Genomic DNA, 25803 nt, shown 5'->3' with positions numbered 1-25803 from the left:
GGGTCGACGAGGAGGGGCGATGCGCGTGTGGTGGATCGCGTTCGCGCTCGGCGTGGTCGTACTGCAGCGGCAGGCGGCGCTGCCGGATGCGTTCGCATGGATGATCGGTGCGGCCGTGTTCGCGGGCTGCGTGGTGCCGGGCGCGTGGTGCATGCGCCGCCGGCGTACGCGCATGACCGTCGCGTTCGGATGGATGCTTTGCGCGCTCGCGGCCGGCGTCGCCGGATTCGGCTATGCGGCCGCGCGGGCCGAATGGCGGCTGGGCGACAGCCTGCCCGTCGAGTGGGAAGGGCGCGACATCGTCGTCACCGGCGTGATTCGGGGGCTGCCCGTGGTCGACGAGACAGGCGCGCGGCTGCTGTTCGCGGTCGAGTCGAACGATGCGGGGCTGGCCCGCTTTCCACCGTTGATCCGGTTGTCGTGGCGGGTGTATGGCGCAGCCGCGACACGCGACGCGCTGCCCGATCTGCACGCCGCACAGCGCTGGCGTTTCGTCGTGCGCCTGAAGCGCCCGCATGCCGAGGCCAATCCCGGCGTGCGCGACAGCGAGGCGGCGTGGCTTGCCGCAGGCATTCGCGCCATCGGTTATGTCAGCGCGCCCCGGCGGGCGGTATTGCTCGATGCGCGTGCATCGGGATGGCGTGCATCGATCGATCGGCTGCGCGACACGCTGCGCTCGCGTATCGGCGAGACGCTTGGCGGCGACGCCGGCCATCGCGGCATCGTCGCCGCGCTTGCGATCGGCGACCAGTCGGGCATTGGCGACGACGACTGGCGCGTGCTGCGCAGCACGGGCACGAGCCACCTGGTCGCGATCTCCGGTCTGCATGTCGGGCTCGTCGGCGCGATCGCGGGCGGCCTCGTGTCGATGGTCTGGCGCCGCCTGCGCTGGCGCGCCCGGGCCATGACGCTCGTGTTGCCGGCGCCGTACGCGGCTGCGCTCGCCGCGCTGGCGGCCGCGGCCGGCTATGCGGCACTCGCCGGCTTCAACGTGCCGGCGCAGCGCGCGTGGTGGATGATCGCGGCTGGCGGCGTTGCGTATCTGGCCGGGCGCAGCGTGCCGACTTCCGCGGTGCTGTGCTTGGCGCTCGGCGGTGTGCTGCTTGCCGATCCGTGGGCCGTGCTGTCGGCCGGGTTCTGGCTGTCGTTCGGGGCGGTCGCCGTGATCCTGCTGGCCGTTGCCGGCTGGCGTGCCGTGCGCGAGGCCGATGCGCAAGGTGAGGAGGGCAACGGCACGACCGGCTTGTCGAACCGGATGCGTGCGTGGGGGGCACGCGCCGGGCGCCGTATCGCCGAGGCCACGCGCGTGCAGTACGCGGTGACGATCGGTCTCGCGCCGCTGACGGCCGCATGGTTCGCGCAGATATCCCTGTCGGGCCCGTTCGGCAATGCGTTCGCGATTCCCTGGGTCAGCTCCGTCGTGACGCCGGTCGTGCTGGCCGGCATCGCGCTGCCCGCGCCGTTCGATGCTTATGCGTTCCGGCTTGCGCACGCGGCGCTCGAACCGATGATGATGTTGCTCGGACACCTCGCCGACTGGCCGGCCGGCGTGTTCTGGCTGCGCATGCCCGACTGGCCGGTCCTGGTGCTGGCCTGCGTGGGCGTCGCATGGGTGTTGATGCCGCGCGGCTGGCCGCTGCGCTGGGCGGCGCCGCTCACGTGGCTGCCGCTGGTCGTACCGGCAGCCGATGCGCCGCCGCCGGGCGGTTTCCGGCTGACCGTGCTCGACGTCGGGCAGGGCGCGTCGGTGCTGGTGGAGACCGCGCGCCGGACCTTGCTGTTCGACGCGGGGCCGGGAGCGGAGTCGACGCATGCCGGGGCGCGGATCGTCGCGCCGGCATTGCGGGCTCGCGGCATCGCGGTGATCGATTCGCTCGTGCTCAGTCACGCGCATGCCGATCACGCGGGCGGCGCATCGGCCGTCTATGCGGCAGTCGACGTGCGCCAGCTGCTGGCGGGCATTCCGCCGAAGAGCGGGCTATGGCGCGATGCGACGGCCGCTGGCGTCGCCGACCGGCTGCCGTGTACGGCAGGGCAGCGCTGGACCTGGGATGGGGTCGTGTTCACGATGCTCTGGCCATCGGGCGGCCCGGGCACGGGTTCGTCGAACGGGCAATCGTGCGTGCTGCGCATCGACGCGGGCGGCACGTCCGCGTTGCTGACGGGCGATATCGAAGCGCCCGCCGAGCGCCAGCTCGTGGGCACCGCGCGCGACGCGCTGGCCGCGCAGATCCTGGTCGTTCCGCACCATGGCAGTCGTACGTCGTCGGTCGAGCCTTTCCTCGATTCGGTCGGGCCGCGCGTCGCGGTATTTCCTGTAGGCTATCGCAATCGTTTCGGGCATCCGCACCGGGCGGTTCTCGCGCGTTACGAGGCGCGCGGAATTCCGCTGCCACGCACCGATCGCGACGGCGCCGTGCGGTTCGACGTCGCGCCGGCCGACGGCGGGTTTGCCTTCGAGCGTCATCGCGATGTTCAGCGACGGTACTGGATGGACCGGTGATCGCGGCGAGGGCTGGCGTAGCAAGAAAGAAGGCCCGGAACCCGCGCACAATGCGCAAGCATGGGCGCGGAGCAAGTGCAGCAGCACTCGCTCCGGTCGACCGCGAAGCATGAGACCGGACTAGCCGCTAATGCGCCAACTCCGGGTCGACCGCGAAGCATGGGACCGGACTAAGCGCTAAAGCGCCAAGTCCGGTCGACAAAGGAGACATCGGCATTTGAAGGACATCCTCCATTTCTCGCATGCGAACGGCTTTCCGGCATCGACGTATCGCACGATCTTCGCCGAACTGGCCGACGACTACGAGCTGCGCTACATCGAACGAATCGGTCACGACCGTCGCTACCCGGTGACGCGCGACTGGCCGCACCTCGTCGAGCAGTTGCTCGACGACATCGGCAGCCGCTACGAGCGTCCCGTCTGGCTCGTCGGCCATTCGCTCGGCGGCTACCTGTCGCTGATGGCTGCACTGAAGAAGCCTCAATGGGTGCGCGGCGTCGTGATGATCGATTCGCCGATCATCGCGGGCTGGCGCGCCGGCGCATTGCGAGCGAGCCAGTGGGCGGGGCTCGACGAGCGGCTGTCGCCGGCCGCCGCGACGCGCAACCGGCGCACGCGCTGGGTGAGCCGCGACGACGTCTGGCGGCACTTCCGTGAGAAACCGGCGTTCGCCCGCTGGGACGAACGGATGCTGGCCGATTACATCGACTACGGGATCCCGCAGGCCGGTGCCGACGGCGAGCGAGCGCTTGCGTTCGACCGGCAGGTCGAATACCTGATCTACCGGACATTGCCGCACACGCTCGGCCCCAGGCTCGCGCACGGCGCGCCGGTGCCGCTTGGTTTTCTCGCCGGCACGCGTTCGCGCGAAGTGCGCCAGGTCGGGCTCGATGCGACGCGCCGCGCGGCGCGCGGCCGTGTCGAATGGCTGGAAGGCAGTCACCTGTTCCCGATGGAGCGGCCGCTCGAGACTGCCCGCGCATTGCAGCGGATGCTGAATTCGCTGAAAGCGGCCGAGGGCGATGCGTCGCAGGGCGGTGCCCCGCTCGCGAAGCGCGCCTGACGCCTGGTTGGGTGGCCGGGACGCACCGCCGGCACGCCCGGCTGGCCGACCGGCGGGTGGCGCAGCCCCGGCGCACACGACTGGTGCGGGGCGGCGCGAAAGGGCACGATCATCGCGTCAGTTGCTGAGAAAAGGGCGGCCTTTACGGTATAATCCGTTTTTCCCGCGAGCATCCAGCGATGACCAAATATGTTTTCGTCACCGGCGGCGTAGTTTCTTCCCTTGGCAAGGGTATTGCCGCCGCTTCCCTCGCCGCGATCCTCGAATCGCGCGGTCTGAAAGTCACCCTCCTCAAACTCGATCCCTACATCAACGTCGACCCCGGCACGATGAGCCCGTTCCAGCACGGCGAAGTGTTCGTGACGGAAGATGGAGCGGAGACGGACCTCGACCTCGGCCACTATGAGCGCTTCATCAGCACGAAGATGCGCAAGGCCAACAACTTCACGACCGGCCAGATCTACGAATCGGTGATCCGCAAGGAACGCCGCGGCGACTATCTCGGCAAGACCGTGCAGGTCATTCCGCACATCACGAACGAAATCCAGGCGTTCATCGAGCGCGGGGCCGCGTCGGCCACCTGCGGCGAACCGGATGTCGCGATCGTCGAGATCGGCGGCACGGTGGGCGACATCGAATCGCTGCCGTTCCTCGAAGCCGCGCGCCAGATGAGCCTGCGCCTCGGCCGCAACAGTGCGTGCTTCGTGCACCTGACGCTGGTGCCGTACGTCGCGACGGCCGGTGAGCTGAAGACGAAGCCGACCCAGCATAGCGTGCAGAAGCTGCGCGAGATCGGCATCCTGCCGCACGTGCTGCTGTGCCGTGCGGACCGCCGCATCCCGGACGACGAATCGAAGAAGATCTCGATGTTCTCGAACGTGCCGGAAGATGCCGTGATCTCGGTGTGGGATGCCGACAGCATCTACAAGATTCCGCAGATGCTGCACGACCAGGGCCTCGACCGCATCATCTGCGAGGAACTGAAGCTGTCGCCGAAGGACGCCGACCTGAGCATGTGGTCGGCGCTCGTCGAGAAGCTCGAGAACCCGAAGCACGAAGTGACGATCGGCATGGTCGGCAAGTACGTCGACCTGACCGAGTCGTACAAGTCGCTGATCGAGGCGCTGCGCCACGCATCGCTGCACACGTCGACCAAGGTCAACATCGAGTACATCGACTCGGAAGAGATCGAGGCGAACGGTGTCGACAGCCTGAAGCATCTCGACGCCGTGCTGGTGCCGGGTGGTTTCGGCCGTCGCGGCACGGAAGGCAAGATCGCGGCGATCCGCTATGCGCGCGAAGCCAAGGTGCCGTATCTCGGCATCTGCCTCGGCATGCAGCTCGCGGTGATCGAATTCGCGCGCGACGTCGTCGGCCTGAAGCAGGCGAACAGCACGGAATTCGAGCCGGACACGCCGGAACGCGTGGTCGCGCTGATCACCGAGTGGTATGACCGCGACGGCAAGGTCGAGACGCGCACCGAGGAATCCGACCTCGGCGGCACGATGCGCCTCGGCTCGCAACGCTGCCCGATCAAGCCCGGCACGATGGCGGAAGAAATCTATGGCAAGGACGTGAACGAACGCCATCGCCACCGTTATGAAGTCAATAACCGCTTCGTGCCCCAGCTCGAAGCCGGCGGCCTTATCATCAGCGCCCGTACCCCGAGCGAAGATCTGCCGGAAATGATGGAACTGCCGCGTTCGATGCACCCATGGTTCGTCGGCGTCCAGTTCCACCCGGAATTCACGTCCACGCCGCGTGACGGTCATCCCCTCTTCAAGTCGTTCGTCGAAGCCGCGCTCGCCAACAAGCAAGCGCGCGGAGTGTAAAGCATGAAGCTGTGCGATTTCGAGGTCGGTCTCGACAAGCCTTTCTTCCTGATCGCGGGTACCTGCGTCGTCGAATCGGAGCAAATGACGATCGACACGGCGGGCCGCCTGAAGGAGATCTGCGAGAAGCTGAACGTTCCGTTCATCTACAAGTCGTCCTACGACAAGGCGAACCGCAGCTCGGGCAAGTCGTTCCGTGGCCTCGGAATGGACGAAGGCCTGCGGATCCTGTCCGAGGTGAAGCGCCAGCTCGGCCTGCCGGTGCTGACCGACGTGCATTCGATCGACGAGATCGAGCAGGTCGCGTCGGTCGTCGACGTGCTGCAGACGCCGGCGTTCCTGTGCCGCCAGACCGATTTCATCCATGCGTGCGCGCGCTCGGGCAAGCCCGTCAATATCAAGAAGGGCCAGTTCCTCGCGCCGCACGACATGAAGAACGTGATCGACAAGGCGCGCGACGCGGCACGTGAAGCGGGGTTGTCGGAAGACCGCTTCATGGCGTGCGAGCGCGGCGTCTCGTTCGGCTACAACAATCTCGTGTCGGACATGCGTTCGCTCGCGATCATGCGCGAGACGAACGCGCCGGTCGTGTTCGACGCGACCCACTCGGTGCAGTTGCCGGGCGGGCAGGGCACGAGCTCGGGCGGCCAGCGCGAATTCGTGCCGGTGCTCGCGCGTGCGGCGGTCGCGACGGGTGTTGCCGGCCTCTTCATGGAAACGCACCCGAATCCGGCGGAAGCGAAGTCGGATGGCCCGAACGCGGTGCCGCTGAACCGGATGGGTGCGCTGCTGGAGACGCTGGTCACGCTCGACCAGGCGGTGAAGCGCAATCCGTTCCTGGAAAACGATTTCAATTAAAGATCGAATGAACCTTGCGATGGCTTCGCGCGTCAGTAGCGAAAGCAGTTCAGGCGCGCGCGCCATCGCAGTTTGAAGAATCCATCGTCATTCTCAGAGGAAACCCATGAGTGCCATCGTAGATATCATCGGCCGCGAGATTCTGGATTCGCGCGGCAACCCCACCGTCGAATGCGACGTGCTGCTCGAATCGGGCACGATGGGCCGCGCGGCGGTGCCGTCGGGCGCGTCCACCGGCTCGCGTGAAGCGATCGAACTGCGCGACGGCGAAGCCGGCCGCTACAACGGCAAGGGCGTGCTGAAGGCAGTCGAGCACATCAACACCGAAATCTCCGAAGCCATCATGGGCCTCGACGCGTCGGAACAGGCGTTCCTCGACAAGACGCTGCTCGAGCTGGACGGCACCGACAACAAGTCGCGCCTCGGCGCGAACGCGATGCTGGCCGTGTCGATGGCCGTCGCGAAGGCTGCCGCCGAAGAGGCCGGCCTGCCGCTGTACCGCTACTTCGGCGGCTCGGGCGCGATGCAACTGCCGGTGCCGATGATGAACATCGTCAACGGCGGCGCGCACGCGAACAACAGCCTCGACATCCAGGAATTCATGATCGTCCCGGTGAGCCAGCCGACGTTCCGTGAAGCCCTGCGTTGCGGCGCGGAAGTGTTCCACGCACTGAAGAAGATCCTGAGCGACCGCGGCATGAGCACGGCAGTCGGCGACGAAGGCGGCTTCGCGCCGAACTTCGGCAGCAACGACGAGTGCCTGTCGACGATCCTGCAGGCGATCGAGAAGGCCGGCTACCGTGCGGGCGAAGACGTGCTGCTCGCGCTCGACTGCGCGGCATCCGAGTTCTATCACGACGGCAAGTACCAGCTCGCGGGTGAAGGCCTGCAACTGTCGTCGGCCGAATTCACCGACTACCTCGCGACGCTCGCCGACAAGTTCCCGATCGTGTCGATCGAGGACGGCATGCACGAAAGCGACTGGGAAGGCTGGAAGCTGCTGACCGAGCGCCTTGGCAAGAAGGTGCAGCTGGTCGGCGACGACCTGTTCGTCACGAACACGCGCATCCTGAAGGAAGGCATCGAGAAGGGCATCGCGAACTCGATCCTCATCAAGATCAACCAGATCGGTACGCTGACCGAAACGTTCGCGGCAATCGAAATGGCGAAGCGTGCAGGCTACACGGCCGTGATCTCGCACCGCTCGGGCGAAACGGAAGATTCGACGATCGCGGATATCGCGGTTGGCCTGAATGCCGGTCAGATCAAGACGGGTTCACTGTCGCGCAGCGACCGTATCTCGAAGTACAACCAGCTGCTGCGTATCGAGGAAGATCTCGGCGACATCGCGAGCTACCCGGGTAAATCGGCTTTCTATAACCTGCGCTAACGCGCTACTATCGGGTTCGTCATATCGACGCCGCTCTGTGCATGTGCGCGGAGCGGCGCTTCTTATATCTGCGGTTCTTACATGCGGCTTGTCACTGTCGTCCTGATTGCCTTGCTGGCGCTCATTCAGTACCCCCTATGGTGGGGACACGGCGGCTGGCTGCGGGTGCATGAATTGCGTCAGCAGCTCGACGACCAGCTCCAGAAGAACGCGGACGAGAAGCTGCGCAACGAGCGCACCGCAGGCGAAGTGCAGGATCTGCAGGGCGGCACCGCGGCCATCGAGGAGCGCGCGCGCTACGAGATGGGCATGGTGAAGGACGGCGAGGTATTCGTGCAGTTCGTGTCGCCGAATGCGCCGGCCGTGCCGCTGAACAACACGCCGTCGAATACGTCGACGCGCGGCGCCGTGTCCGCGGCGCCGGTGCGCGTCGTGCCGAATCCGCAGTCGATCGCGAAACCATCGCGGCATCATGGCGGTGACAAGGGCAAGGTCGCGCATCACTGACCACGGCCGCTCGAATCCATTGAAAAAGCGCGGGAAATACCGCGCTTTTTTATTTCATGCCAGTCGTCAATCGATCGATTGACCGCTCACCACCACCATCCCGGGTAGCCGTAGCTGACACCCGTTCCCCAGCGATTTCCCCATCCGCCGTAGTACCCGCCGTAGACGGTCACGGGCGGTGGCGAGTAGTACGCCCACGCGCGTGCGGCTGCCTCGGCTGCGATGGCGCTGTTCTGTTCGCGCAGGACCTGCTGGTCGATCTCGTCGTAGCGCTTGCGTTCGGCGCTCGACAGCGCGGGCGGCTGGCCGCCCGATGCGCCCGGCTCGGGCAGGCGGCTCAGGATCGTGGACGTCGGCGGCGGCATTGCGCAGCCGGCGAGCGCGAGCGTGCCGGCGGCGACGCTCGTCAGGATGAGGGTGCGAAACGGGCGGAGGCGATTCATGTGTTTCTCCTGCAGCGCGCCGACGGCGGGAAGTGGCGTGCACCGAAGGCCGAGCCTCCGGTGCCTGAGCCGTGCGTGCGACGCTCGTGCGTCATTATGCGCCCGTGCCCGGATGGCGGGCACGAGCACGCCGCTCAGTGACGCTGGTCGGTCGCGGGCGCGATACCGGTCTCGACACCGGGTGCCGCGAACAGCTGCGCAACGTCGACGGGATCGAACTCGTAGCGCTGGTTGCAGAACTCGCAGTGGATTTCGACGTGGCCACGCTCGACGATCACGCTGTCGACTTCGTCGTGACCCAGCATGCGCAGCATCGCGCCGACCTTCTCGCGCGAGCACGAGCACTGGAAGCGCGTGCCGGCCGGTTCGAAGTGCTGCACGTTTTCCTGCCAGAACAGCCGGCGGAACACGACTTCCGGTTCGACCTCGAGCAGTTCCTTGGCCGACAGCGTGCCGCCGAGCGTGCAGACGCGCTCCCACGTATCGATATCGGTTTCGGCGTTGCGCGGCACGATGCCGCCGTCGCCCGGCAGCTTCTGCAGCAGCATGCCGACCGCACGGTCGCGATCGGCCGCGAGCCACAGCCGCGTATCGAGCTGCTCCGAGTGATGCATGTAGTGCTCGAGTACCTGCGATACGGACTCGAGCGGACCGTCGACGCCGTTCAGCGGCACGATGCCCTGGTACGGCTGCTGGCCCGGCAGCTTGTCGGTCGGGTCTAGCGTGATAACACAACGGCCGTGGCCGCTCGCATTGACGAGCGACGCGAAGCTCGTGTCGTCGCCGATCGTCTGGGCGGCGTCGCCGGCGAACTTCGCGGTGGCCCGCATCGACAGATCCGAACTGCACTGGACGACCAGCATCTGGACCGGCCCGTCGCCGAAGATCTGCATGATCAGGGTGCCGTTGAATTTCAGGTTCGCGGACAGCAGCGCGCACGCGGCCATCATCTCGCCGAGCACCGTGCGCACGGGGGCAGGGTAGTCGCGGCGGGCGAGCACTTCCTGCCACGTATTGCGCAGCGAAACGATCTCGCCGCGCACGGGCGCCGCATTGAACATGAATTTCTGTAACTGGTCGCTCACTCTTCTTCCTTGAAATCCGTGCGAATCACCCGATCCGCACGAGTTGCTCCTTGAAATGCGCACGCCGCTCGACGTACGTCTTCGCGTTTGCGCGCAGCCGCGCGATGTCTTCAGCCGACAGCTCGCGCACGACTTTCGCCGGTGCGCCGAGAATCAGCGAATTGTCCGGGAACGTCTTGCCTTCCGTCACGACCGCGCCGGCACCGACCAGACAGTTGCGGCCGATCACCGCTCCATTCAAGACCACCGCCTGAATACCGACCAGCGAACCTTCGCCGATCGTGCAGCCGTGGAGCATGGCCTGGTGCCCGATCGTCACGTTTTCGGCAATCGTCAGCGGAAAGCCGGGGTCCGTATGCAATACCGCACCCTCCTGGACGTTGCTGCCAGCGCCGACGGTAATCGGCTCGTTGTCGCCGCGAATCGTCGCGCCGAACCAGACGCTCGCGTTCTCCTCGAGCACGACCTTGCCGATGATGGCCGCCGTGTCGGCGACGAATACGCTTTCGTGGATCGTCGGGGCCGTATCGCCCAGCTTGTAGATCGTCACGGAGTCTCCTTGTCTCTTCGATGATGGGCGCCGGTAGAATGGCGCGTCTGGTTTGCCCGGTGCATTCGCGTTGCGCCGCGGAACAATCGCATATTGTAAACCGTCGCGTGCGTGCGCTCCCGCGATGCGCACGCAGGGTGCCCCCGTTTATGAACATGGAGTCTTCTTCTTTCGGCAATGCGCCTGCGTGCGCGCGCCGCGCCGCGCTTGCCGCGCTGCGTGATGCCGAACCCGCGGCCAAGGCCGCCCAGGTGCGCTCGCTCTACGATGCGCTGCGGGCCGGGCAGGCGGCGATCACCCCGTTGCTCGAATTGCCCGAGCCGGCCGATCTGCCCGGGCGCCCGGCGCGCCCGCCGCTCGTCGAGCCGCGCCAGCTCGAGCGACGCAGCATGCGTTCGCCCGAAGGGCGCGCCGTGCTGCTGCACGCGCTTGCGCATATCGAGTTCAATGCGATCAACCTGGCGCTCGACGCGGTCTGGCGCTTCGCGGGCCTGCCGGACGCGTTCTACTCGGACTGGCTGAAGGTGGCGGCCGAGGAGGCCTATCACTTCACGCTGCTGTCCGACCGCCTGGCGGCATTCGGGCATGCGTACGGCGATTTTCCCGCGCACAACGGCCTGTGGGAGATGTGCGAGCGCACCAAGGGCGACGTGCTTGCACGCATGGCGCTCGTGCCGCGCACGCTCGAGGCCCGCGGGCTCGACGCATCGCCGCCGATCCGCGCGCGGCTCGTACAGGCGGGCGACGATGCGTCGGCCGCGATCCTCGACGTGATCCTGCGCGACGAAATCGGCCATGTCGCGATCGGCAACCGCTGGTTCCGGTACCTGTGCGACGAAGCCGGCCGCGATCCCGTGCCGACCTACCGGCAGCTCGCCGAGCAATACCATGCGCCGCGGCTGCGTGGCCCGTTCAATTTCGATGCACGCCGCGATGCCGGATTCGAACAGGCCGAACTCGACGAACTGGCCGCGCAGGATGGGGCGGACGGCAACGCGCCACGCTAGCCGGCTCGCGTTCGGCTGCGTTTCGACGGCGGCCCGCCGTCCCCGGCACCCGGCAGATGGCGCTTCCCGGCGGGCCCTTGCGCACGGGTGCTGCTAGAGCGTCGCCTCGACTGCCGGACACCGGAAAGAAGGCGTCGCCGCTATAATCGAACGACCATTCTTTTTTGGCGGCTGCAATGAGTGCCTCGAGTTCTGATTCCGATTTCGTCACGGTGCGCGGCGTCCAGCTGCATGTCCGGCGCTGGGGCCGGCCCGATGCGCCGACGCTGTTCATGCTGCACGGCTGGATGGATGTCGCGGCGTCATTCCAGTTCGTCGTCGATGCACTCGCGGGCGACTGGCAGGTGATCGCGCCCGATGCGCGCGGTTTCGGGCTGTCCGACTGGCCGGTCGCGCGGCAGGGCGGCGGCCACTACTGGTTCCACGAATACCTGGGCGACCTCGATGCGCTCGTCGACCACTATGCGCCGACCGGCGAAGTCAACCTGGTCGGGCACAGCATGGGCGCGAACGTCGTGTGCCTGTATGCCGGCGCCCGGCCGGAGCGCGTGCGGCGCGTGGTCGATCTCGAGGGTTTCGGGCTCGCGCCCGCGCGCTCCGAGCAGGCACCGCGCCGGCTGCGCGGCTGGCTGGACGAGTTGCGCGAACCGCCCGCGCTGCGCCCTTATGCGTCGCTCGACGACGTGGCGGCGCGCCTGACCAGGACCAATCCGCGGCTGGATCCGCGCCGTGCCGCGTTCCTCGCCGCGCACTGGTCGAAGCGTGGCGACGACGGCCTCTACCACCTGCTGGCCGACCCCGCGCACAAGATGCCTGGCCCGCTGCTGTACCGGCTCGACGAAGTGATGGCCACCTGGGCGCAGGTGCGCGCGAAGGTGCTGCACGTCGAAGCCGTCAATTCGCCGACGCTGGCACACATCGCCGGCGACATCCCGCTGCCGGAATTCAAGGCGCGTTTCAACGCGTTCCCTGACTGGCGCGAGAAGCTCGTCGAGGATGCCGGCCACATGGTGCATCACGACCAGCCCGAGCAGATCGCGGCGCTGATCGAGGCGTTCTGCGCGTAAGCCGCGCGGCGGCAGCAGCGGCAGCGGCGGGGCAGGCGGGCGGCGCATTGCCGCGTTGCAGTAGAATGAAGCCTTACCTGCCATGCCGACAATGAACGCCGATCTCCACTGCCATTCGAATGTTTCCGACGGGTTGCTGTCGCCTGCCGACGTCGCGCGCCGCGCCCATGCCGGCGGCGTGACCCTGTGGGCCTTGACCGACCACGACGAGATCGGCGGCCAGGCGGCGGCGCGCGGCGAGGCGGAAGCGCTCGGCATGCGCTACCTGAGCGGCGTCGAGATTTCGGTCACGTGGGCGTCGCGCACCGTGCACATCGTCGGCCTGAATGTCGATCCCGCGAATCCGGCGCTCGTCGACGGCCTGTACCGCACGCGCCACGGCCGCGCGGCGCGCGCAGTGGCGATCGGCGAGCAGCTCGCCACGCTCGGCATTCCGGATGCGTACGAAGGCGCGCTGAAGTATGTATCGAATCCCGACCTGATCTCGCGTACGCATTTCGCCCGGTTTCTCGTCGAGAACGGCCACGCCGCCTCGACGTCCGACGTGTTCGATCGCATGCTCGGCGACGGCAAGCCCGGGTTCGTCCCGCACCGCTGGGCGACGCTGCCCGACGCCGTCGCGTGGATTCGGGCGGCCGGCGGCGAAGCCGTGGTCGCACATCCGGGCCGTTACCGCTATACGCCCGTCGAATTCGACGCGTTCTTCGGCGAGTTCATCGATCTCGGCGGCCGCGCGATCGAGGTCGTGACGGGCAGCCACACGCCCGATCAGTACCGCGAATACGCGGACGTCGCGCGACGCTTCGGCTTCGAAGCGTCGCGCGGTTCGGATTTCCATGCGCCAGGCGAGGGCCGTGTCGAGCTCGGCAGCCTGCCGCCGTTGCCGCCCGACCTGACACCGGTCTGGGAGCGCTGGCTCTGACACCTGGCGGCGGCCAGCCGCCCGCGTTGCCGCCGGCGCGCACATCCGACTTCTCCCCTTTACGTATCCCCACGTACCCCCATGTCCCAGTTCTTCAGGATTCATCCGGATAATCCGCAGCCGCGCCTGATCAAGCAGGCCGTGGAGATCGTCAGCAAGGGCGGCGTGATCGCGATGCCGACCGATTCGAGCTATGCGCTCGCGTGCCATCTCGACGACAAGGACGCGGTCGAGCGGGTGCGCCGGATTCGCGGCCTCGACGAGAAGCAGCACCTGTCGCTGCTCGTGCGCGACCTGTCGGAGCTCGCCAACTTCGCGATGGTCGACAACCGCCAGTACCGCCAGATCAAGTCGGTGACGCCCGGCCCGTACGTCTTCATCCTGCAGGCGACGAAGGAAGTGCCGCGCCGGCTGTCGCACCCGTCGCGCAAGACGATCGGGTTGCGCGTGCCCGATCACGCGATCACGCTCGCGTTGCTGGAATCGCTCGGCCAGCCGCTGCTCGGCACGACGCTGATCCTTCCGCCGGACGACGAGCCGCTCAACGATCCCGAAGACATTCGTGAGCGGCTCGAGAAACAGGTCGACCTCGTGATCGACGGTGGCGCGTGCCCCCGCGAGCCGTCGACGGTGATCGACCTGACCGGCGACGAGCCCGAGCTCGTGCGCGCGGGGCGCGGCGCGCTCGAGCCGTTCGGACTCTCGGCGGCGTAAGCGCGCCGTTCCATTTTTTGCGCGAGTGCGCTTGTTACAATAACGCCATATGGATGCTTCCCTGATACAGACCATCGCCGTCTACGCGCTGCCCGTGATCTTCGCGATCACGTTGCACGAGGCCGCGCACGGCTACGCCGCCCGCCTGCTCGGCGACAACACCGCCTACATGATGGGGCGCGTGTCGTTCAACCCGATGCGTCACATCGATCCGCTCGGCACGATCGCGATTCCGCTCGCGATGTATTTCCTGACGGGCGGCGCGTTCCTGTTCGGCTATGCGAAGCCGGTGCCGGTATCGTTCGGCAACCTGCGCAATCCGCGCTGGGGCAGCCTGTGGGTATCGCTCGCGGGGCCGGCCTGCAACTTCGTGCAGGCGCTGATCTGGGGCGTGCTGACCCTCGTGCTGCCTGCCGTCGGCATCGACGAGCCGTTCTTCACGCGGATGGCGTTTGCCGGCGTCAGCGCGAACCTCGTGCTCGGCGTGCTGAACCTGTTTCCGCTGCCGCCGCTTGACGGCGGCCGCATCCTGGCGGCGCTGCTGCCGACGAAGCAATCGATCGCGCTGTCGCGCATCGAGCCGTACGGTTTCATCATCGTCCTCGTGCTGGTCTCGACGGGCGTGCTGACGAACTTCTGGTTGCGCCCGCTCGTCAACGTCGGCTACGCCGTCCTGAGCGCCATCCTGTCCCCATTCGCCTCGCTTTTCTAACGACAATCATGTTCCCTGAACGTATTTTCTCCGGCATGCGACCCACCGGGTCGCTGCACCTCGGTCATTACCACGGCGTGCTGAAAAACTGGGTGAAGCTGCAGTCCGAGTACCCGTGCTTCTTCTGTGTCGTCGACTGGCATGCGCTGACGACGCACTACGAGACTCCCGAGGTCATCGAGAAGAACGTGTGGGACGTGCTGATCGACTGGCTTGCGTCCGGCATCGATCCGGCGCAGGCGACGCTGTTCATCCAGAGCAAGGTGCCCGAGCATGCCGAACTCGCGCTGCTGCTCGGCATGAGCACGCCGCTCGGCTGGCTCGAACGCGTGCCGACCTACAAGGAGCAGATGGAGAAGCTGAAGGACAAGGATCTGTCGACCTACGGCTTCCTCGGTTACCCGGTGCTGATGGCGGCCGACATCCTGCTGTATCGCGGCTCGCTCGTGCCGGTCGGCGAAGACCAGGTGCCGCACGTCGAGATGACGCGCGAGATTGCGCGCCGCTTCAACTACCTGTACGGCCGCGAGCCGGGCTTCGAGGAGAAGGCGCTCGATGCCGCGAAGAAACTCGGCGGCAAGCGCGCGAAGCTCTATCACGAGCTGCGCAATGCATACCAGCAGGAGGGCGACGACGAGGCGCTCGAACAGGCGCGCGCGATGCTGCAGGAATCGCAGAGCCTGTCGATGAGCGACCGCGAGCGCCTGTTCGGCTATCTCGAAGGCGCGCGCAAGATCATCCTCGTCGAGCCGCAGGCGCTTCTCACCGAAGCATCGCGGATGCCGGGTCTCGACGGGCAGAAGATGTCCAAGTCGTACGGCAACACGATCGGCCTGCGTGAAGACGCCGAGACGATCACGAAGAAGGTCCGCACGATGCCGACCGATCCCGCGCGCGTGCGCCGCACCGATCCGGGCGATCCGGACAAGTGCCCGGTGTGGCAGCTGCACCAGGTCTATACGGACGAAGCGACGCACGACTGGGTGCAGAAGGGCTGTCGTTCGGCAGGCATCGGCTGCCTCGATTGCAAGCAGCCGGTCGTCGAAGGCATCCTGCGCGAACAGCAGCCGATGCTCGAGCGCGCGCAGAAGTACATGGACGATCCGTCGCTGCTGCGTGCGATCGTCGCGGACGGTTGCGACAAGGCGCGCAAGTACGCGACGGAAACGATGCGCGACGTGCGCGACGCGATGGGCCTGTCGTACAACTGATCGACCGCATGAGCACATCCGTCATCGCCGCCGCGGGCGGCCACGTCGCCCAGGCCGAGCCGTCGCGCTGGGTCGCGCAATGGTCGCGGCTCGTGCCGGCAGGCAGCGCGGTGCTGGATGTCGCCGCGGGCGGCGGCCGTCATGCGCGCTGGTTCGCGTTGCACGGGCATCCGGTCGTCGCACTCGACCGCGACCCGGTCGCGCTGGCCGCGTTGCGTGCGATTCCGGGCGTCGACGCCCGTGACGCCGATCTTGAAGGTGCACCGTGGCCATTGCCGGCCGGCGAGCAGTTTTCGGCGGTGATCGTCACCCATTATCTGCATCGTCCGCTCTGGCCCCATCTGCTCGATGCGGTGGCGCCGGGCGGCTTGCTCATCTACGAAACCTTCGCGCAAGGAAACGAAACGGTCGGTAAACCGTCCAACCCCGCGTTCCTGCTCGCCCCGGGCGAGCTGCTGGACGCCGTACACGGCCGCCTGCGGGTGGTCGCATACGAGGACGGGTTCATCGCCGCGCCGCGCGAGGCATTCGTCCAGCGTCTCTGCGCAGTGCGCGAGGGCGCGACCCCGAAGGCGGGGGCGGGAATTCCACGTTACGAACTGCCCGGCTAATCCGCTACAATCTCAACGTTTACCGGTACATAATCTCAATCGCGTTTCATGGCTAACGGCACCCAAGACGGCATTCAAATCCGCGGCAGCATCCCCGCGATCGTCACCCCGATGCTCGAAGACGGCAGTCTCGACCTGCCGGCGTTTCGCAAACTGATCGACTGGCACATCGCGGAAGGCACCGATGCGCTCGTCGTGGTCGGTACGAGCGGCGAGTCGGCAACGCTCAACGTCGAAGAGCACATCCTGATGATCCGCACGGCGGTCGAGCATGCGGCGAAACGCATCCCGATCATCGCGGGCGCGGGCGGCAACTCGACCGCCGAGGCGATCGAGCTGACGAAACACGCGAAGGCTGTCGGTGCGGACGCGACGCTGCAGGTCGTGCCGTACTACAACAAGCCGACGCAGGAAGGCATGTACCGTCACTTCAAGACGATCGCCGAAGCGGTCGACCTGCCGGTGATCCTGTACAACGTGCCGGGCCGCACGGTCGCGGACATGGCGAACGAAACGACGCTGCGCCTCGCGGAAGTGCCGGGCATCATCGGCGTGAAGGAAGCGACCGGCAACATCGATCGCGCTGCGCACCTGATCAAGGCCGCACCGAAGCATTTTGCGATCTACAGCGGCGACGATCCGACCGCGATTGCGCTGATGCTGCTCGGCGGCCACGGCAACATCTCGGTGACGGCGAACGTCGCACCTCGCGCGATGAGCGAACTGTGCCGCGCGGCGCTGGCCGGCGACGTACAGACTGCTCGCGAGCTGCACATGAAGCTGCTGTCGCTGCACAAGAACCTGTTCATCGAAGCGAACCCGATTCCGGTGAAGTGGGCGCTGCAGGCGATGGGCAAGATGCAGGGCGGCATCCGGCTGCCGCTCACGGCGCTCGACGAGCGCTGCCACGATGCCGTGCGTTCGGCCCTCGTCGAGGCCGGCGTTCTCGCCTGATGCCGAGGCGGCCGCGTCCTGCGGCCGCCGGCTCGAACCCTGATTAACCCGCACCGGCCGGCTCCGTCCGGCGCCGCTCCTGACGAGCGTTCTAGCAAGACGAAGGATTTCATGAAACGTTTCGCCATTTCCTCTCGCGCCATCCAGCTGTCGGTGGTGGCGCTGGCGCTGGGCGCGCTCGCTGGCTGCGATACGCTGAACGACTACCTGGCCCCCGACCGGGTCAACTACAAGAACACCGGTTCGGCGCCGCCGCTCGCGGTGCCGAGCGACCTGAAGCCCGTGCCGACGACGCAGCAGTTCGTCGCACCGCCGACCAACGCCGGGCTCGGCACGCTGCCGCCGCGGGTCACGACGCAGGCTGGCAACGCGACCGACGGCATCCCGAGCGCGCAGGATCCGCTCGGCATGCACATCGAGCGCGACGGCGACCGCCGCTGGCTCGTCGTCGATGGCCGGACGCCCGAGCAGCTGTGGCCGATCCTGAAGGAGTTCTGGCAGGAGAACGGTTTCTCGCTGAAGACCGATGCGCCGTCGACGGGCATCATGGCCACCGACTGGGCCGAAAACCGCGCGAACATTCCCGACGACTGGTTCCGCCGCACGATCGGCAAGGTCATCGATTTCGCGTACTCGTCCGGCACACGCGATCGCTTCCGTACGCTCGTGAACCGCACGTCGGACGGCAACACCGACATCTCGATCACGCACAGCGCGATGGAAGAAATGATGGTCGGCCCGCAGGGCGGCACGTCGTCGCGCTGGGAGGAGCGTCCGCGCAACCCGGTGCTCGAAGCAGTATTCCTGTCGAAGCTGATGCAGAAGTTCGGTCTGACCGATGCGCAGGCGAAGCAGCTGCTGACCGATGCGCACCCCGCGACGGCGCCGGCGCAGGTCAGCGACACGAGCAGCGGCGCGGCAACGCTGCAGCTGGCCGAGTCGTTCGACCGCGCGTGGCTGCGAGTGGGCCTGGCGCTCGACCGGACCAACTTCACGGTCGACAATCGCGACCGCGAGAAGGGCGTGTACACCGTGCGCTATGCGAATTCGATGGAAGAGCTGAAGCGTGACGGCCTGTTCGGCAAGCTGTTCTACGGCGGCCCGGTGGCCGCGAAGCCGGGCAGGGAATTCCTGGTCAACGTGCGCGCGCAAGGCAGCGGCGGCACGCAAGTCGCGGTAATCGGCGCAAACGGCCAGGTCGACAACTCGTCGGACGCGCAGCGGATCATTTCGCTGCTCCACGCGCAGCTGAACTGAGCGCGTGCGATTCGCCAGCCTCGGAAGCGGCAGCGAAGGCAACGCGCTGGTCGTCGAGGCCTCGAGCGGCACGACGACCACCCGCGTGCTGCTCGACTGCGGCTTTTCCGCCAAGGAGGTCGAGCGTCGTCTCGGCCGTCTGAATCTCTGCATCGGCGATCTCGATGCGATCCTCATTACCCACGAACACAGCGACCACGTCGGCAGTGCGCTGACGCTCGCCCGCCGGGCATCGCTGCCGCTCTACATGAGCTGGGGCACCGCACGTGCGGTCGGCGCGGATGAGGCCGATGTCGATCTCCACGTGCTGTGGGGCGACGAGACGGCCGCGATACGCGATCTGGCCGTGATGCCCTATACGGTCCCTCACGACGCGCGCGAACCGCTCCAGTTCGTCTTTATGAACGGCTGTAGCCGGCTCGGCGTACTGACGGACGTCGGAATGGCCACGCCGCACATCACGGCCGTCCTGAGTGGCTGCGACGCGCTGGTGCTCGAATCCAACCACGACACCGCGATGCTGGCCGGGAGCCGCTATCCGCAGTCGCTGAAGGCGCGCATCGGCGGCAACCATGGCCACCTGAGCAACGACGCGGCGGCGGCCATCCTCGCGTCGCTTGAACGCAGCCGCCTCAAGCACCTGGTCGGGGCGCACCTGAGCCAGCAGAACAACCTGCCGGAACTGGTCCGCCAGGCGTTTGGCGGCGTACTGGGGACGAACGGGGAAGACGTGATCGTCGCCACGCAGGACGCGGGCTTCGACTGGCTGGCGCTCGGATGAGCGGGGCAAGGCCGCGGTGGCGGCCCGGTGCGACTGCCGGGCGACAGGCGCAGAAACGGCAGACGTAAAAAAACCGGCCCTCGGGCCGGTTTTTTTTCAGCTGACGCTGAGGCTTACTGGCTTGCGCCCGAAGCCGGAGCAGCCGTCGCTGCCGAAGCAGCCGACGCCACTGCAGCAGCAGCGTCGCTCGCAGCAGCCGTTGCCGACGAAGCAGCAGCCGAAGCGTCGCTCGCTGCACCAGCAACTGCCGAAGCAGCCGTCGAAGCAGCAGCAGCCGCGTCGCTTGCAGCCGACGAAGCAGCTTGATCAGCGCTCTTGTTGCAAGCAGCCAGTGCAACAGCAGCCAACAGGGAAGCTACGAGGAGGGATTTCTTCATGATCACGTCCTTTTATGGTTAAAGGTAAGCAACAGCGCGAAACAATACCGGTAATGTGCTCCAACACCGACCTGGGCCGCTGGTGGAGATGCACTTCTAGAGCGTGAATCTTCCCTACGGCTTGGGCGGAAATTATATGCACTTTCCTATCGACCGTCGACAAATGCGGGGTCAATACGTTGTCTTTCCCATACAGAATTTGATCCGTACGGGCATACGGGGCGACTCACACTAATTCCGGCCACCGACCCGTATCCAGCCCGCACGATACCACTCGTGCAACAAAGCTGTCATCGAGGGAGCCCGGGATAGTGTTACAAACCGTTTCGCCTCCATCAGGCGTTGATCGGCCAGTTCGGGCAGCCATTCGCTGGCCTGCTCGAGCGGTCCTTCCTCGCCATTAATGAAGTACGAGCGCGCGTTATACATCAATGCGGCCCTTCTGTCGAGACACACGCCACGACGTGACGCTTGCGTGACGAACGCGGCCTCGGACAGCGGGCGCGCGGGCGGGTCGAAAACGACGTTCGGCTTGGGCTCGCTCAGGTAGCAGCCGAGGAACTCGGCGACGTCGCGCTTGCGCCAGCGAATCGCGTCGACGATCTCGGCAACGCGCTCGACCATCGCCGGAGGCAGTTGCGCGGGCGTATCGACGGCCGGCTGCTTCGGATCGCGGTAGAGGTCGTCGCCGCACCCTTCACGCAGGCCGCCACGCTCCGCGAGATAGTACAGGAACTGGGCGCCCAGCTCGCCTGCGGACGGAGCCCGGAAACCGATCGAGCAGGTCATGCATTCGCCTTCGGCCACGCCGTCGTGCGCGATGTGCGGCGGCAGGTACAGCATGTCGCCGGGTTCCAGCACCCATTCGTCGCTCGGCTCGAAGTTTTCGAGGATCTTCAGCGGCACGTCCGGCTGCAGCGACAGGTCCTTCTGCGCACCGACGCGCCAGCGGCGCCGGCCTTCGACCTGTAGCAGGAATACGTCATATGAGTCGAAATGCGGGCCGACGCCGCCGCCGTCCGTCGCATACGAGATCATCAGGTCGTCCAGGCGCGCGTCGGGGATGAAGCGGAAGCGGTCGAGCAGCGCGCGTGCCGCATCGACATGCAGGTCGAGTCCCTGTACGAGCAGGGTCCAGGCCTTGCGCGTGACGGCAGGCAGCGAGCCGGGCTCGAACGGGCCATGAGCCAGTTGCCACTTGTTACGAAAATGGGTGATCAACCGCGATTCCGCGTCATAGTCCGCGGCGAGCTCGAACAGCGCGTCGCGCGAGACCGGCGACGCGACGCCGGGGATCGCCTGTCGGATCAGGAGCGGCTTCTTCTGCCAGTAGCCGCGCATGAATTGCGCCGGCGTAAGACCGCCGAGCAGCTGTGTGGGAAGATCGGAAGGCGGCGCGCCGAGCGGGGCGGCAGCGGCATCCCGCGGTACGGCTTGAGACCGGTTGCGCATCGTATAATGAGACTTGTATTTGGGAGAATTGGATGAAAATCGCAAAAAACACCGTCGTGTCGGTCACTTACAAGCTGTCGGATGCACAGGGCAATCTGATCGAGGAAAGCGACGAGCCGATGGTCTATCTGCACGGCGGCTATGATGGCACGTTCCCCAAGATCGAGGAACAGCTCGACGGCCACGAGCCGGGCTACCAGGCGCAGGTTCAGCTCGAGCCGCAGGACGCGTTCGGCGACTACGATCCCGAACTCGTGAAGATCGAGCCGCGCGATCGCTTTCCCGAGCCGCTCGAAGTGGGCATGCAGTTCGAAGGCACGCCGGAAGACGGTGACGAGGAAGTCGATTCGCTGATCTATACGGTCACCGACGTTGCCGAAGACAAGGTCGTGCTCGACGGCAACCACCCGCTGGCAGGCATGGCGCTGCGTTTCGCGCTCACCGTGAAGGACGTTCGCGAAGCAACCGAAGACGAAATCGAGCATGAGCATGCGCATGGCGCGGAAGGGCTCGAGATCGTCGACGAGGACGAAGATGAAGACGGCGAAGCGCCGTCAGGGCGCACCTTGCACTGAGCTCGCAGGCAGGCCGGACGCCGGCCCCGATGCAGGGGCCGGCGCCGGCCACGACGCGCCGCCCGGTGCGGCGCCGTCGCCCTGCAGTGGCGGTGCGACCGACGACGAGTCGGGCAGCGCCGGCAATGCAGGGATTTCCGGCATCTGCGGCAACGGCACGTCGTCACGCGGCACGAGCGGCAGCGCGGGCGGCACGGGCAGGTTCTTCGGCACCTCCTGCAGGCTCACGTTGAAGATTGTCTGCCGTGACGGCGACACGCTCACCTTGACCCACTGATTCGCCGGATGGCGCGGTCCGATCGCGACGCGCGTCACGTTACCTACCAGTTCACCGTCGTCTGTACGCAGCGGGCGGTCGATCAGAAAGCCGTTCGCAAGCGGTTCGCCGCTCGCGTGCATCACGAGTATCGGGCCGCGGAACGTCGCCGCTGCCTTCACCAGCGTTCGTTTCAACTCACGGAAGCCGTCGCGCACGCGCGGCCGGTTGAAACGCAGCCACGCGAAGCGTTCCGCGCGTTCATAGCGTTCGAACTGCGGATCGCCTTCGAACATCACCACCATCGCGCGCGCCTCGCGCCGCTTAGCGTATTCGGCCGCGTGGTCGATCCAGAAACCGTTCGCGATGATGCGATCCTCGAATTCGCCGTTGCGGCCGCCGGCCGTCAGGTAGTGGTTGTTCGGCGCCGGCGCGTTGAGCGCGACGTAGACGATGTCGTCGCGCATCCAGCGTGCGTTCTCCCGATACGGCCGGAACCGTGCGACTTCGCTTTCCCGCGTGATTTGCAGCGCGCCGGGGTCGGGCAGTGCGGAATCGGCGAGCAGCGTCTGCCGCAGGAAGTCGAGCCGCTCGACCGGATCGTAGCCGCCGCCGGCCGCGGTGTTGCAGGTTGCCCAGTCGTCGTGACCGGGAATGAACACGAGCGGCACGCGTGCCGCATCCAGGATCGCGCCGCGCTGCGAATACAGTGCATCGCGGCACGCCTCCTTCGAACCCTTGAGATCGCCCGCATAGACGACGAACGCGAGATTGCGCTCGCGCGCGATCGCATCGAGCAGCCGCTGGGCGGCCGGCTCGTCCGCGGGGGCGTTGATCACGCCCGACACGACCGCGAACGAGTAGGGCGCGGTGCTGCGCTTCGGCGGTGCGGCCAGCGCGGCGGCCTGTGCGAGCGCGAGCACGGCCGCGACGAGCGCGGCGGCGGTGCGAGCCGGCAGGCCGCGCGGGATGCGCTTACGCGTGCCCGTCGGCATCGTGCGACCGGACCAGCGTGCGCAGTTCGTACAGCAGGTCGAGCGCTTCACGCGGCTTGAGATCGTCGGGATCGATGTCGCGCAGTTTTTCGAGCGCTGGGTGCGGCGTGTCGGGCAGCGCCGGCGCGTCCGCGCATTCGAGATCGTCGACGGCCACCGGCGGCGCGCTGAACAGGTCGAGTTGCGGGGTGTGCTGCGACGCCGACTGCTGTTCGAGATAAGCAAGGTGCTTGCGCGCGGCGCGGATCACGGGCGCGGGAACACCTGCGAGTTGTGCGACCTGCAGGCCGTAGCTCTGGTTGGCCGGGCCTTCGTTGACCGCGTGCAGGAACACGATGCCGTGGCCGTGCTCGACGGCCGACAGGTGGACGTTGGCCGCCTGCGGAAATTCGGCCGGCAGTTGCGTCAGCTCGAAGTAGTGCGTCGCGAACAGTGTGTAGCACGCGTTGTGCGCCAGCAGGTGGCGCGCGATGGCCCACGCGAGCGCGAGGCCGTCGAACGTCGACGTGCCGCGGCCGATCTCGTCCATCAGCACGAGGCTTTGCGGCGTCGCGTCGTTGAGGATCGCCGCGGCTTCGGTCATCTCGACCATGAAGGTCGAGCGGCCGCCCGCGAGATCGTCCGCCGCGCCGATGCGCGTGAAGATCCGGTCGATCGGGCCGAAGCAGGCCGACTTGGCCGGCACGTAGCTGCCGACATAAGCCATCAGCGCGATCAACGCAGTCTGCCGCATGAACGTCGATTTACCGCCCATGTTCGGGCCGGTGATCAGCAGCAGCTTGCGCTCGGTGCCGAAGCGGCAGTCGTTCGCGATGAACTGTTCGACCTGCGCTTCGACGACCGGGTGGCGGCCCTGCTCGATTTCGATGCCGATTTCGTCGGTGAAGGCCGGCGCGACCCAGTCGAGCGCGCGGGCGCGTTCGGCGAATGCGGCGAGCAGGTCGAGTTCGGCGAGTGCCGATGCGACACGCTGGCACTCGGGGATGAACGGCAGCAGTGCCTGCAGCACCGTGTCGTACAGCGCGCGTTCGCGCGCCAGTGCGCGTTCCTGTGCGGAAAGCGCCTTGTCCTCGAAAGTCTTCAGTTCGGGCGTGATGTAGCGCTCGGCGTTCTTCAACGTCTGGCGCCGGCGGTAGTCGTCGGGCACCTTGTCGGTCTGGCCGCGCGTGACCTCGATGTAGAAGCCGTGCACCTTGTTGTATTCGACGCGCAGGTTCGCGATGCCGGTGCGCGCGCGCTCGCGCGCTTCGAGATCGATCAGGAACTGCCCGCAGTTCTCCGAGATGTCGCGCAGCTCGTCGAGCTCGGCGTCGTAGCCGCGCGCGATCACGCCGCCGTCGCGGACCATCGCGGCCGGCTCGGGTGCAATCGCACTCGTCAGCAGGTCGAGGCATTCGGCGGGCGGCGCGAGTGCTGAGTCGACGCGGGTGAGTGCGTCCGCGTTCGCGACGATCGCGCTGATGCGATCACGCAGTGCCGGAAGGGCGGCGAACGTGTCGCGCAGGCTCGACAGGTCGCGCGGGCGCGCGGACAACAGTGCGAGGCGCCCGGTGATCCGTTCGACGTCGGCGATCTGGCGCAGCGCGCTGCGCAGCGCATCGAGGCTGGCGTCTGCCGGCGCATCGAGCAGCGCGCCGATCGCCTGCTGGCGCGACTGTGCGGCGACCGACGCACGCGGCGGGTGATGCAGCCAGTGGCGCAGCAGGCGGCTGCCCATCGTCGTGCAGCAGGTGTCGAGCAGCGAATACAGCGTCGGCGACTCGGTGCCGCGCAACGTCTCGGTCAGTTCGAGGTTGCGGCGCGTGGCCGGATCCAGGCCGATGTACTCGGTTTCGTTCTCGACCTTCAGGCTGCGCACGTGCCGCAGCTGCTGGCCCTGCGTGGCTGCTGCGTAGAGCAGCAGCGCGCCGGCCGCGCCGCACGCGCTCGTCAGCGAATGCGCGCCGAACCCGTCGAGGCTCGCGACATCGAGCTGGTCGCACAGGCGCTGCGTGCCCGACGCGATGTCGAAGTGCCATGCCGGCACGCGTTTGCTTGCGCCCGCGCCTGCCGGCAGGGCATCGGTTGCGCCGTCCGGCGTCAGGATCTCTGCCGGCCGGATGCGCTCGAGCGCGGCAGCGAGCTGCTCGGGTTCGATTTCGGCGAGCCGCAGCGCGCCGCTTGCGAGGTTCAGCCACGCGAGGCCGATATTGACCGCGACGCCACGCTTGTTGTGGCCCGTGCACATGGCGAGCAGGTAAACGTCGTTCTTGTCGGACAGCAGCGCTGCATCGGTCAGCGTGCCGGGCGTGACGACGCGCACGACCTTGCGCTCGACGGGGCCCTTCGATGTAGCCGGATCGCCGATCTGCTCGCAGATCGCGACCGATTCGCCCATCTTCACGAGCTTGGCCAGATACTGCTCGACCGCGTGATGCGGTACGCCGGCCATCTTGATCGGCGTACCGGCCGATGCGCCGCGTTGCGTGAGGGTCAGGTCGAGCAGGCGTGCGGCCTTTTCCGCGTCTTCGAAGAACAGCTCGTAGAAGTCGCCCATCCGGTAGAAGACAAGCGTGTCGGGATGGTCGGCCTTGATGCGCAGGTACTGCTGCATCATCGGGGTGTGGCCGGCAAAGGCGTCGGGCGACAGCGTGGTCATAGGTCAGGCATGAAGTTGTTGCTTGGGTTGCACGAGTTTACCA

Annotated in this window: 24 protein-coding genes; 17 read left to right on the top strand and 7 right to left on the bottom strand. The window is 66.8% G+C overall.

Annotated features, from left to right (window positions below):
* Nucleotides 1-19 precede the first annotated feature (19 nt).
* The 6 genes from HAV18_RS22985 to ftsB all read left to right on the top strand — a co-directional run bounded on the left by HAV18_RS22985 (nucleotide 20) and on the right by ftsB (nucleotide 8153).
* Nucleotides 20-2503, top strand: coding sequence for a DNA internalization-related competence protein ComEC/Rec2 (locus HAV18_RS22985; RefSeq protein ID WP_166960257.1), 2484 nt, complete (start codon nucleotides 20-22; stop codon nucleotides 2501-2503).
* A gap of 217 nt (nucleotides 2504-2720) precedes the next feature.
* Nucleotides 2721-3566: an alpha/beta fold hydrolase gene (locus HAV18_RS22980; RefSeq protein ID WP_166960254.1), complete on the top strand. Its 846-nt coding sequence runs from the start codon at nucleotides 2721-2723 to the stop codon at nucleotides 3564-3566.
* Between the two features lie 179 nt (nucleotides 3567-3745).
* Nucleotides 3746-5398, top strand: a complete 1653-nt coding sequence (locus HAV18_RS22975) for a CTP synthase (protein WP_059233729.1) — start codon at nucleotides 3746-3748, stop codon at nucleotides 5396-5398.
* A gap of 3 nt (nucleotides 5399-5401) precedes the next feature.
* Nucleotides 5402-6256 (top strand): 3-deoxy-8-phosphooctulonate synthase, encoded by an 855-nt coding sequence (gene kdsA / locus HAV18_RS22970; protein ID WP_047898480.1) that lies wholly within the window; start codon nucleotides 5402-5404, stop codon nucleotides 6254-6256.
* A gap of 106 nt (nucleotides 6257-6362) precedes the next feature.
* Nucleotides 6363-7646 carry a phosphopyruvate hydratase gene (gene eno / locus HAV18_RS22965; protein ID WP_006751590.1) on the top strand — a complete coding sequence of 428 codons (1284 nt, stop codon included), beginning with the start codon at nucleotides 6363-6365 and terminating at the stop codon, nucleotides 7644-7646.
* Nucleotides 7647-7727: 81 nt separating this feature from the next.
* Entirely contained in the window at nucleotides 7728-8153 is a 426-nt protein-coding gene (ftsB, locus tag HAV18_RS22960; protein WP_166960251.1) for a cell division protein FtsB, read from the top strand.
* A gap of 86 nt (nucleotides 8154-8239) precedes the next feature.
* Here ftsB and HAV18_RS22955 read toward each other — a convergent pair whose 3' ends face one another.
* The 3 genes from HAV18_RS22955 to HAV18_RS22945 all read right to left on the bottom strand — a co-directional run bounded on the left by HAV18_RS22955 (nucleotide 8240) and on the right by HAV18_RS22945 (nucleotide 10231).
* A complete protein-coding gene (locus HAV18_RS22955) occupies nucleotides 8240-8596 on the bottom strand; it encodes a hypothetical protein (protein WP_166960248.1) in 357 nt (118 codons plus the stop codon).
* A gap of 134 nt (nucleotides 8597-8730) precedes the next feature.
* Nucleotides 8731-9681, bottom strand: coding sequence for an Hsp33 family molecular chaperone HslO (gene hslO, locus HAV18_RS22950; RefSeq protein WP_166960245.1), 951 nt, complete (start codon nucleotides 9679-9681; stop codon nucleotides 8731-8733).
* Between the two features lie 25 nt (nucleotides 9682-9706).
* Complete coding sequence (locus tag HAV18_RS22945) at nucleotides 9707-10231, bottom strand: gamma carbonic anhydrase family protein (RefSeq protein ID WP_166960241.1); 525 nt, start codon at nucleotides 10229-10231, stop codon at nucleotides 9707-9709.
* 149 nt (nucleotides 10232-10380) lie between these two features.
* Here HAV18_RS22945 and HAV18_RS22940 point away from each other — a divergent pair, with 149 nt between their 5' ends.
* The 10 genes from HAV18_RS22940 to HAV18_RS22895 all read left to right on the top strand — a co-directional run bounded on the left by HAV18_RS22940 (nucleotide 10381) and on the right by HAV18_RS22895 (nucleotide 19467).
* A complete protein-coding gene (locus HAV18_RS22940; RefSeq protein ID WP_166960238.1) occupies nucleotides 10381-11238 on the top strand; it encodes a ferritin-like domain-containing protein in 858 nt (285 codons plus the stop codon).
* Nucleotides 11239-11414: 176 nt separating this feature from the next.
* Complete coding sequence (locus HAV18_RS22935; protein ID WP_166960236.1) at nucleotides 11415-12305, top strand: alpha/beta fold hydrolase; 891 nt, start codon at nucleotides 11415-11417, stop codon at nucleotides 12303-12305.
* Between the two features lie 91 nt (nucleotides 12306-12396).
* Nucleotides 12397-13227: a 3',5'-nucleoside bisphosphate phosphatase gene (locus tag HAV18_RS22930; protein ID WP_166960233.1), complete on the top strand. Its 831-nt coding sequence runs from the start codon at nucleotides 12397-12399 to the stop codon at nucleotides 13225-13227.
* 81 nt (nucleotides 13228-13308) lie between these two features.
* Nucleotides 13309-13941 (top strand): L-threonylcarbamoyladenylate synthase, encoded by a 633-nt coding sequence (locus HAV18_RS22925; RefSeq protein ID WP_166960230.1) that lies wholly within the window; start codon nucleotides 13309-13311, stop codon nucleotides 13939-13941.
* A gap of 49 nt (nucleotides 13942-13990) precedes the next feature.
* Complete coding sequence (locus tag HAV18_RS22920; protein ID WP_166960227.1) at nucleotides 13991-14653, top strand: site-2 protease family protein; 663 nt, start codon at nucleotides 13991-13993, stop codon at nucleotides 14651-14653.
* Between the two features lie 8 nt (nucleotides 14654-14661).
* Complete coding sequence (locus HAV18_RS22915) at nucleotides 14662-15864, top strand: tryptophan--tRNA ligase (RefSeq protein ID WP_011352534.1); 1203 nt, start codon at nucleotides 14662-14664, stop codon at nucleotides 15862-15864.
* Between the two features lie 8 nt (nucleotides 15865-15872).
* Nucleotides 15873-16475, top strand: coding sequence for a bifunctional 2-polyprenyl-6-hydroxyphenol methylase/3-demethylubiquinol 3-O-methyltransferase UbiG (locus HAV18_RS22910; protein ID WP_166960224.1), 603 nt, complete (start codon nucleotides 15873-15875; stop codon nucleotides 16473-16475).
* A 48-nt stretch (nucleotides 16476-16523) separates the two neighbouring features.
* The gene (dapA, locus tag HAV18_RS22905; protein ID WP_166960221.1) at nucleotides 16524-17429 is read left to right on the top strand and encodes a 4-hydroxy-tetrahydrodipicolinate synthase; all 906 of its coding nucleotides are present in this window, start codon (nucleotides 16524-16526) and stop codon (nucleotides 17427-17429) included.
* Nucleotides 17430-17540: 111 nt separating this feature from the next.
* Nucleotides 17541-18686, top strand: a complete 1146-nt coding sequence (gene bamC, locus HAV18_RS22900) for an outer membrane protein assembly factor BamC (RefSeq protein ID WP_166960218.1) — start codon at nucleotides 17541-17543, stop codon at nucleotides 18684-18686.
* Between the two features lie 4 nt (nucleotides 18687-18690).
* Nucleotides 18691-19467 (top strand): MBL fold metallo-hydrolase, encoded by a 777-nt coding sequence (locus HAV18_RS22895; RefSeq protein ID WP_166960215.1) that lies wholly within the window; start codon nucleotides 18691-18693, stop codon nucleotides 19465-19467.
* A 306-nt stretch (nucleotides 19468-19773) separates the two neighbouring features.
* On the opposite strand, the gene HAV18_RS40310 is transcribed toward HAV18_RS22895, so the two are convergent.
* Together HAV18_RS40310 and HAV18_RS22890 are read right to left on the bottom strand one after the other, a co-directional pair.
* Nucleotides 19774-20019 carry a hypothetical protein gene (locus HAV18_RS40310; RefSeq protein WP_075122947.1) on the bottom strand — a complete coding sequence of 82 codons (246 nt, stop codon included), beginning with the start codon at nucleotides 20017-20019 and terminating at the stop codon, nucleotides 19774-19776.
* Nucleotides 20020-20075: 56 nt separating this feature from the next.
* Complete coding sequence (locus tag HAV18_RS22890; RefSeq protein WP_166960212.1) at nucleotides 20076-21296, bottom strand: cupin domain-containing protein; 1221 nt, start codon at nucleotides 21294-21296, stop codon at nucleotides 20076-20078.
* A gap of 32 nt (nucleotides 21297-21328) precedes the next feature.
* Here HAV18_RS22890 and HAV18_RS22885 point away from each other — a divergent pair, with 32 nt between their 5' ends.
* Nucleotides 21329-21871: a peptidylprolyl isomerase gene (locus tag HAV18_RS22885; protein ID WP_166960209.1), complete on the top strand. Its 543-nt coding sequence runs from the start codon at nucleotides 21329-21331 to the stop codon at nucleotides 21869-21871.
* On the opposite strand, the gene HAV18_RS22880 is transcribed toward HAV18_RS22885, so the two are convergent.
* Both HAV18_RS22880 and mutS read right to left on the bottom strand, forming a co-directional pair.
* Nucleotides 21851-23122 carry a hypothetical protein gene (locus HAV18_RS22880; RefSeq protein ID WP_208102095.1) on the bottom strand — a complete coding sequence of 424 codons (1272 nt, stop codon included), beginning with the start codon at nucleotides 23120-23122 and terminating at the stop codon, nucleotides 21851-21853. The genes HAV18_RS22885 and HAV18_RS22880 overlap by 21 nt on opposite strands.
* The gene (gene mutS / locus HAV18_RS22875) at nucleotides 23103-25760 is read right to left on the bottom strand and encodes a DNA mismatch repair protein MutS (RefSeq protein WP_166960206.1); all 2658 of its coding nucleotides are present in this window, start codon (nucleotides 25758-25760) and stop codon (nucleotides 23103-23105) included. The genes HAV18_RS22880 and mutS overlap by 20 nt, the downstream gene beginning before the upstream one ends.
* Nucleotides 25761-25803: the final 43 nt, after the last annotated feature.

Source organism: Burkholderia sp. D-99 (assembly GCF_011605345.1).
Lineage (GTDB): Bacteria > Pseudomonadota > Gammaproteobacteria > Burkholderiales > Burkholderiaceae > Burkholderia.
Note: the sequence above shows the minus strand (reverse complement) of the source record. Positions and strands in the feature narration are given on the sequence as shown.

Coding starts and splice junctions, on each gene's coding strand:
- HAV18_RS22985 (WP_166960257.1), top strand. CDS start 20: ATGCGCGTGTGGTGGATCGCGTTCGCGCTCGGCGTGGTCGTACTGCAG.
- HAV18_RS22975 (WP_059233729.1), top strand. CDS start 3,746: ATGACCAAATATGTTTTCGTCACCGGCGGCGTAGTTTCTTCCCTTGGC.
- kdsA (WP_047898480.1), top strand. CDS start 5,402: ATGAAGCTGTGCGATTTCGAGGTCGGTCTCGACAAGCCTTTCTTCCTG.
- eno (WP_006751590.1), top strand. CDS start 6,363: ATGAGTGCCATCGTAGATATCATCGGCCGCGAGATTCTGGATTCGCGC.
- ftsB (WP_166960251.1), top strand. CDS start 7,728: ATGCGGCTTGTCACTGTCGTCCTGATTGCCTTGCTGGCGCTCATTCAG.
- HAV18_RS22955 (WP_166960248.1), bottom strand. CDS start 8,596: ATGAATCGCCTCCGCCCGTTTCGCACCCTCATCCTGACGAGCGTCGCC.
- HAV18_RS22940 (WP_166960238.1), top strand. CDS start 10,381: ATGAACATGGAGTCTTCTTCTTTCGGCAATGCGCCTGCGTGCGCGCGC.
- HAV18_RS22935 (WP_166960236.1), top strand. CDS start 11,415: ATGAGTGCCTCGAGTTCTGATTCCGATTTCGTCACGGTGCGCGGCGTC.
- HAV18_RS22930 (WP_166960233.1), top strand. CDS start 12,397: ATGAACGCCGATCTCCACTGCCATTCGAATGTTTCCGACGGGTTGCTG.
- HAV18_RS22925 (WP_166960230.1), top strand. CDS start 13,309: ATGTCCCAGTTCTTCAGGATTCATCCGGATAATCCGCAGCCGCGCCTG.
- HAV18_RS22920 (WP_166960227.1), top strand. CDS start 13,991: ATGGATGCTTCCCTGATACAGACCATCGCCGTCTACGCGCTGCCCGTG.
- HAV18_RS22915 (WP_011352534.1), top strand. CDS start 14,662: ATGTTCCCTGAACGTATTTTCTCCGGCATGCGACCCACCGGGTCGCTG.
- HAV18_RS22910 (WP_166960224.1), top strand. CDS start 15,873: ATGAGCACATCCGTCATCGCCGCCGCGGGCGGCCACGTCGCCCAGGCC.
- dapA (WP_166960221.1), top strand. CDS start 16,524: ATGGCTAACGGCACCCAAGACGGCATTCAAATCCGCGGCAGCATCCCC.
- bamC (WP_166960218.1), top strand. CDS start 17,541: ATGAAACGTTTCGCCATTTCCTCTCGCGCCATCCAGCTGTCGGTGGTG.
- HAV18_RS22890 (WP_166960212.1), bottom strand. CDS start 21,296: ATGCGCAACCGGTCTCAAGCCGTACCGCGGGATGCCGCTGCCGCCCCG.
- HAV18_RS22885 (WP_166960209.1), top strand. CDS start 21,329: ATGAAAATCGCAAAAAACACCGTCGTGTCGGTCACTTACAAGCTGTCG.
- HAV18_RS22880 (WP_208102095.1), bottom strand. CDS start 23,122: ATGCCGACGGGCACGCGTAAGCGCATCCCGCGCGGCCTGCCGGCTCGC.
- mutS (WP_166960206.1), bottom strand. CDS start 25,760: ATGACCACGCTGTCGCCCGACGCCTTTGCCGGCCACACCCCGATGATG.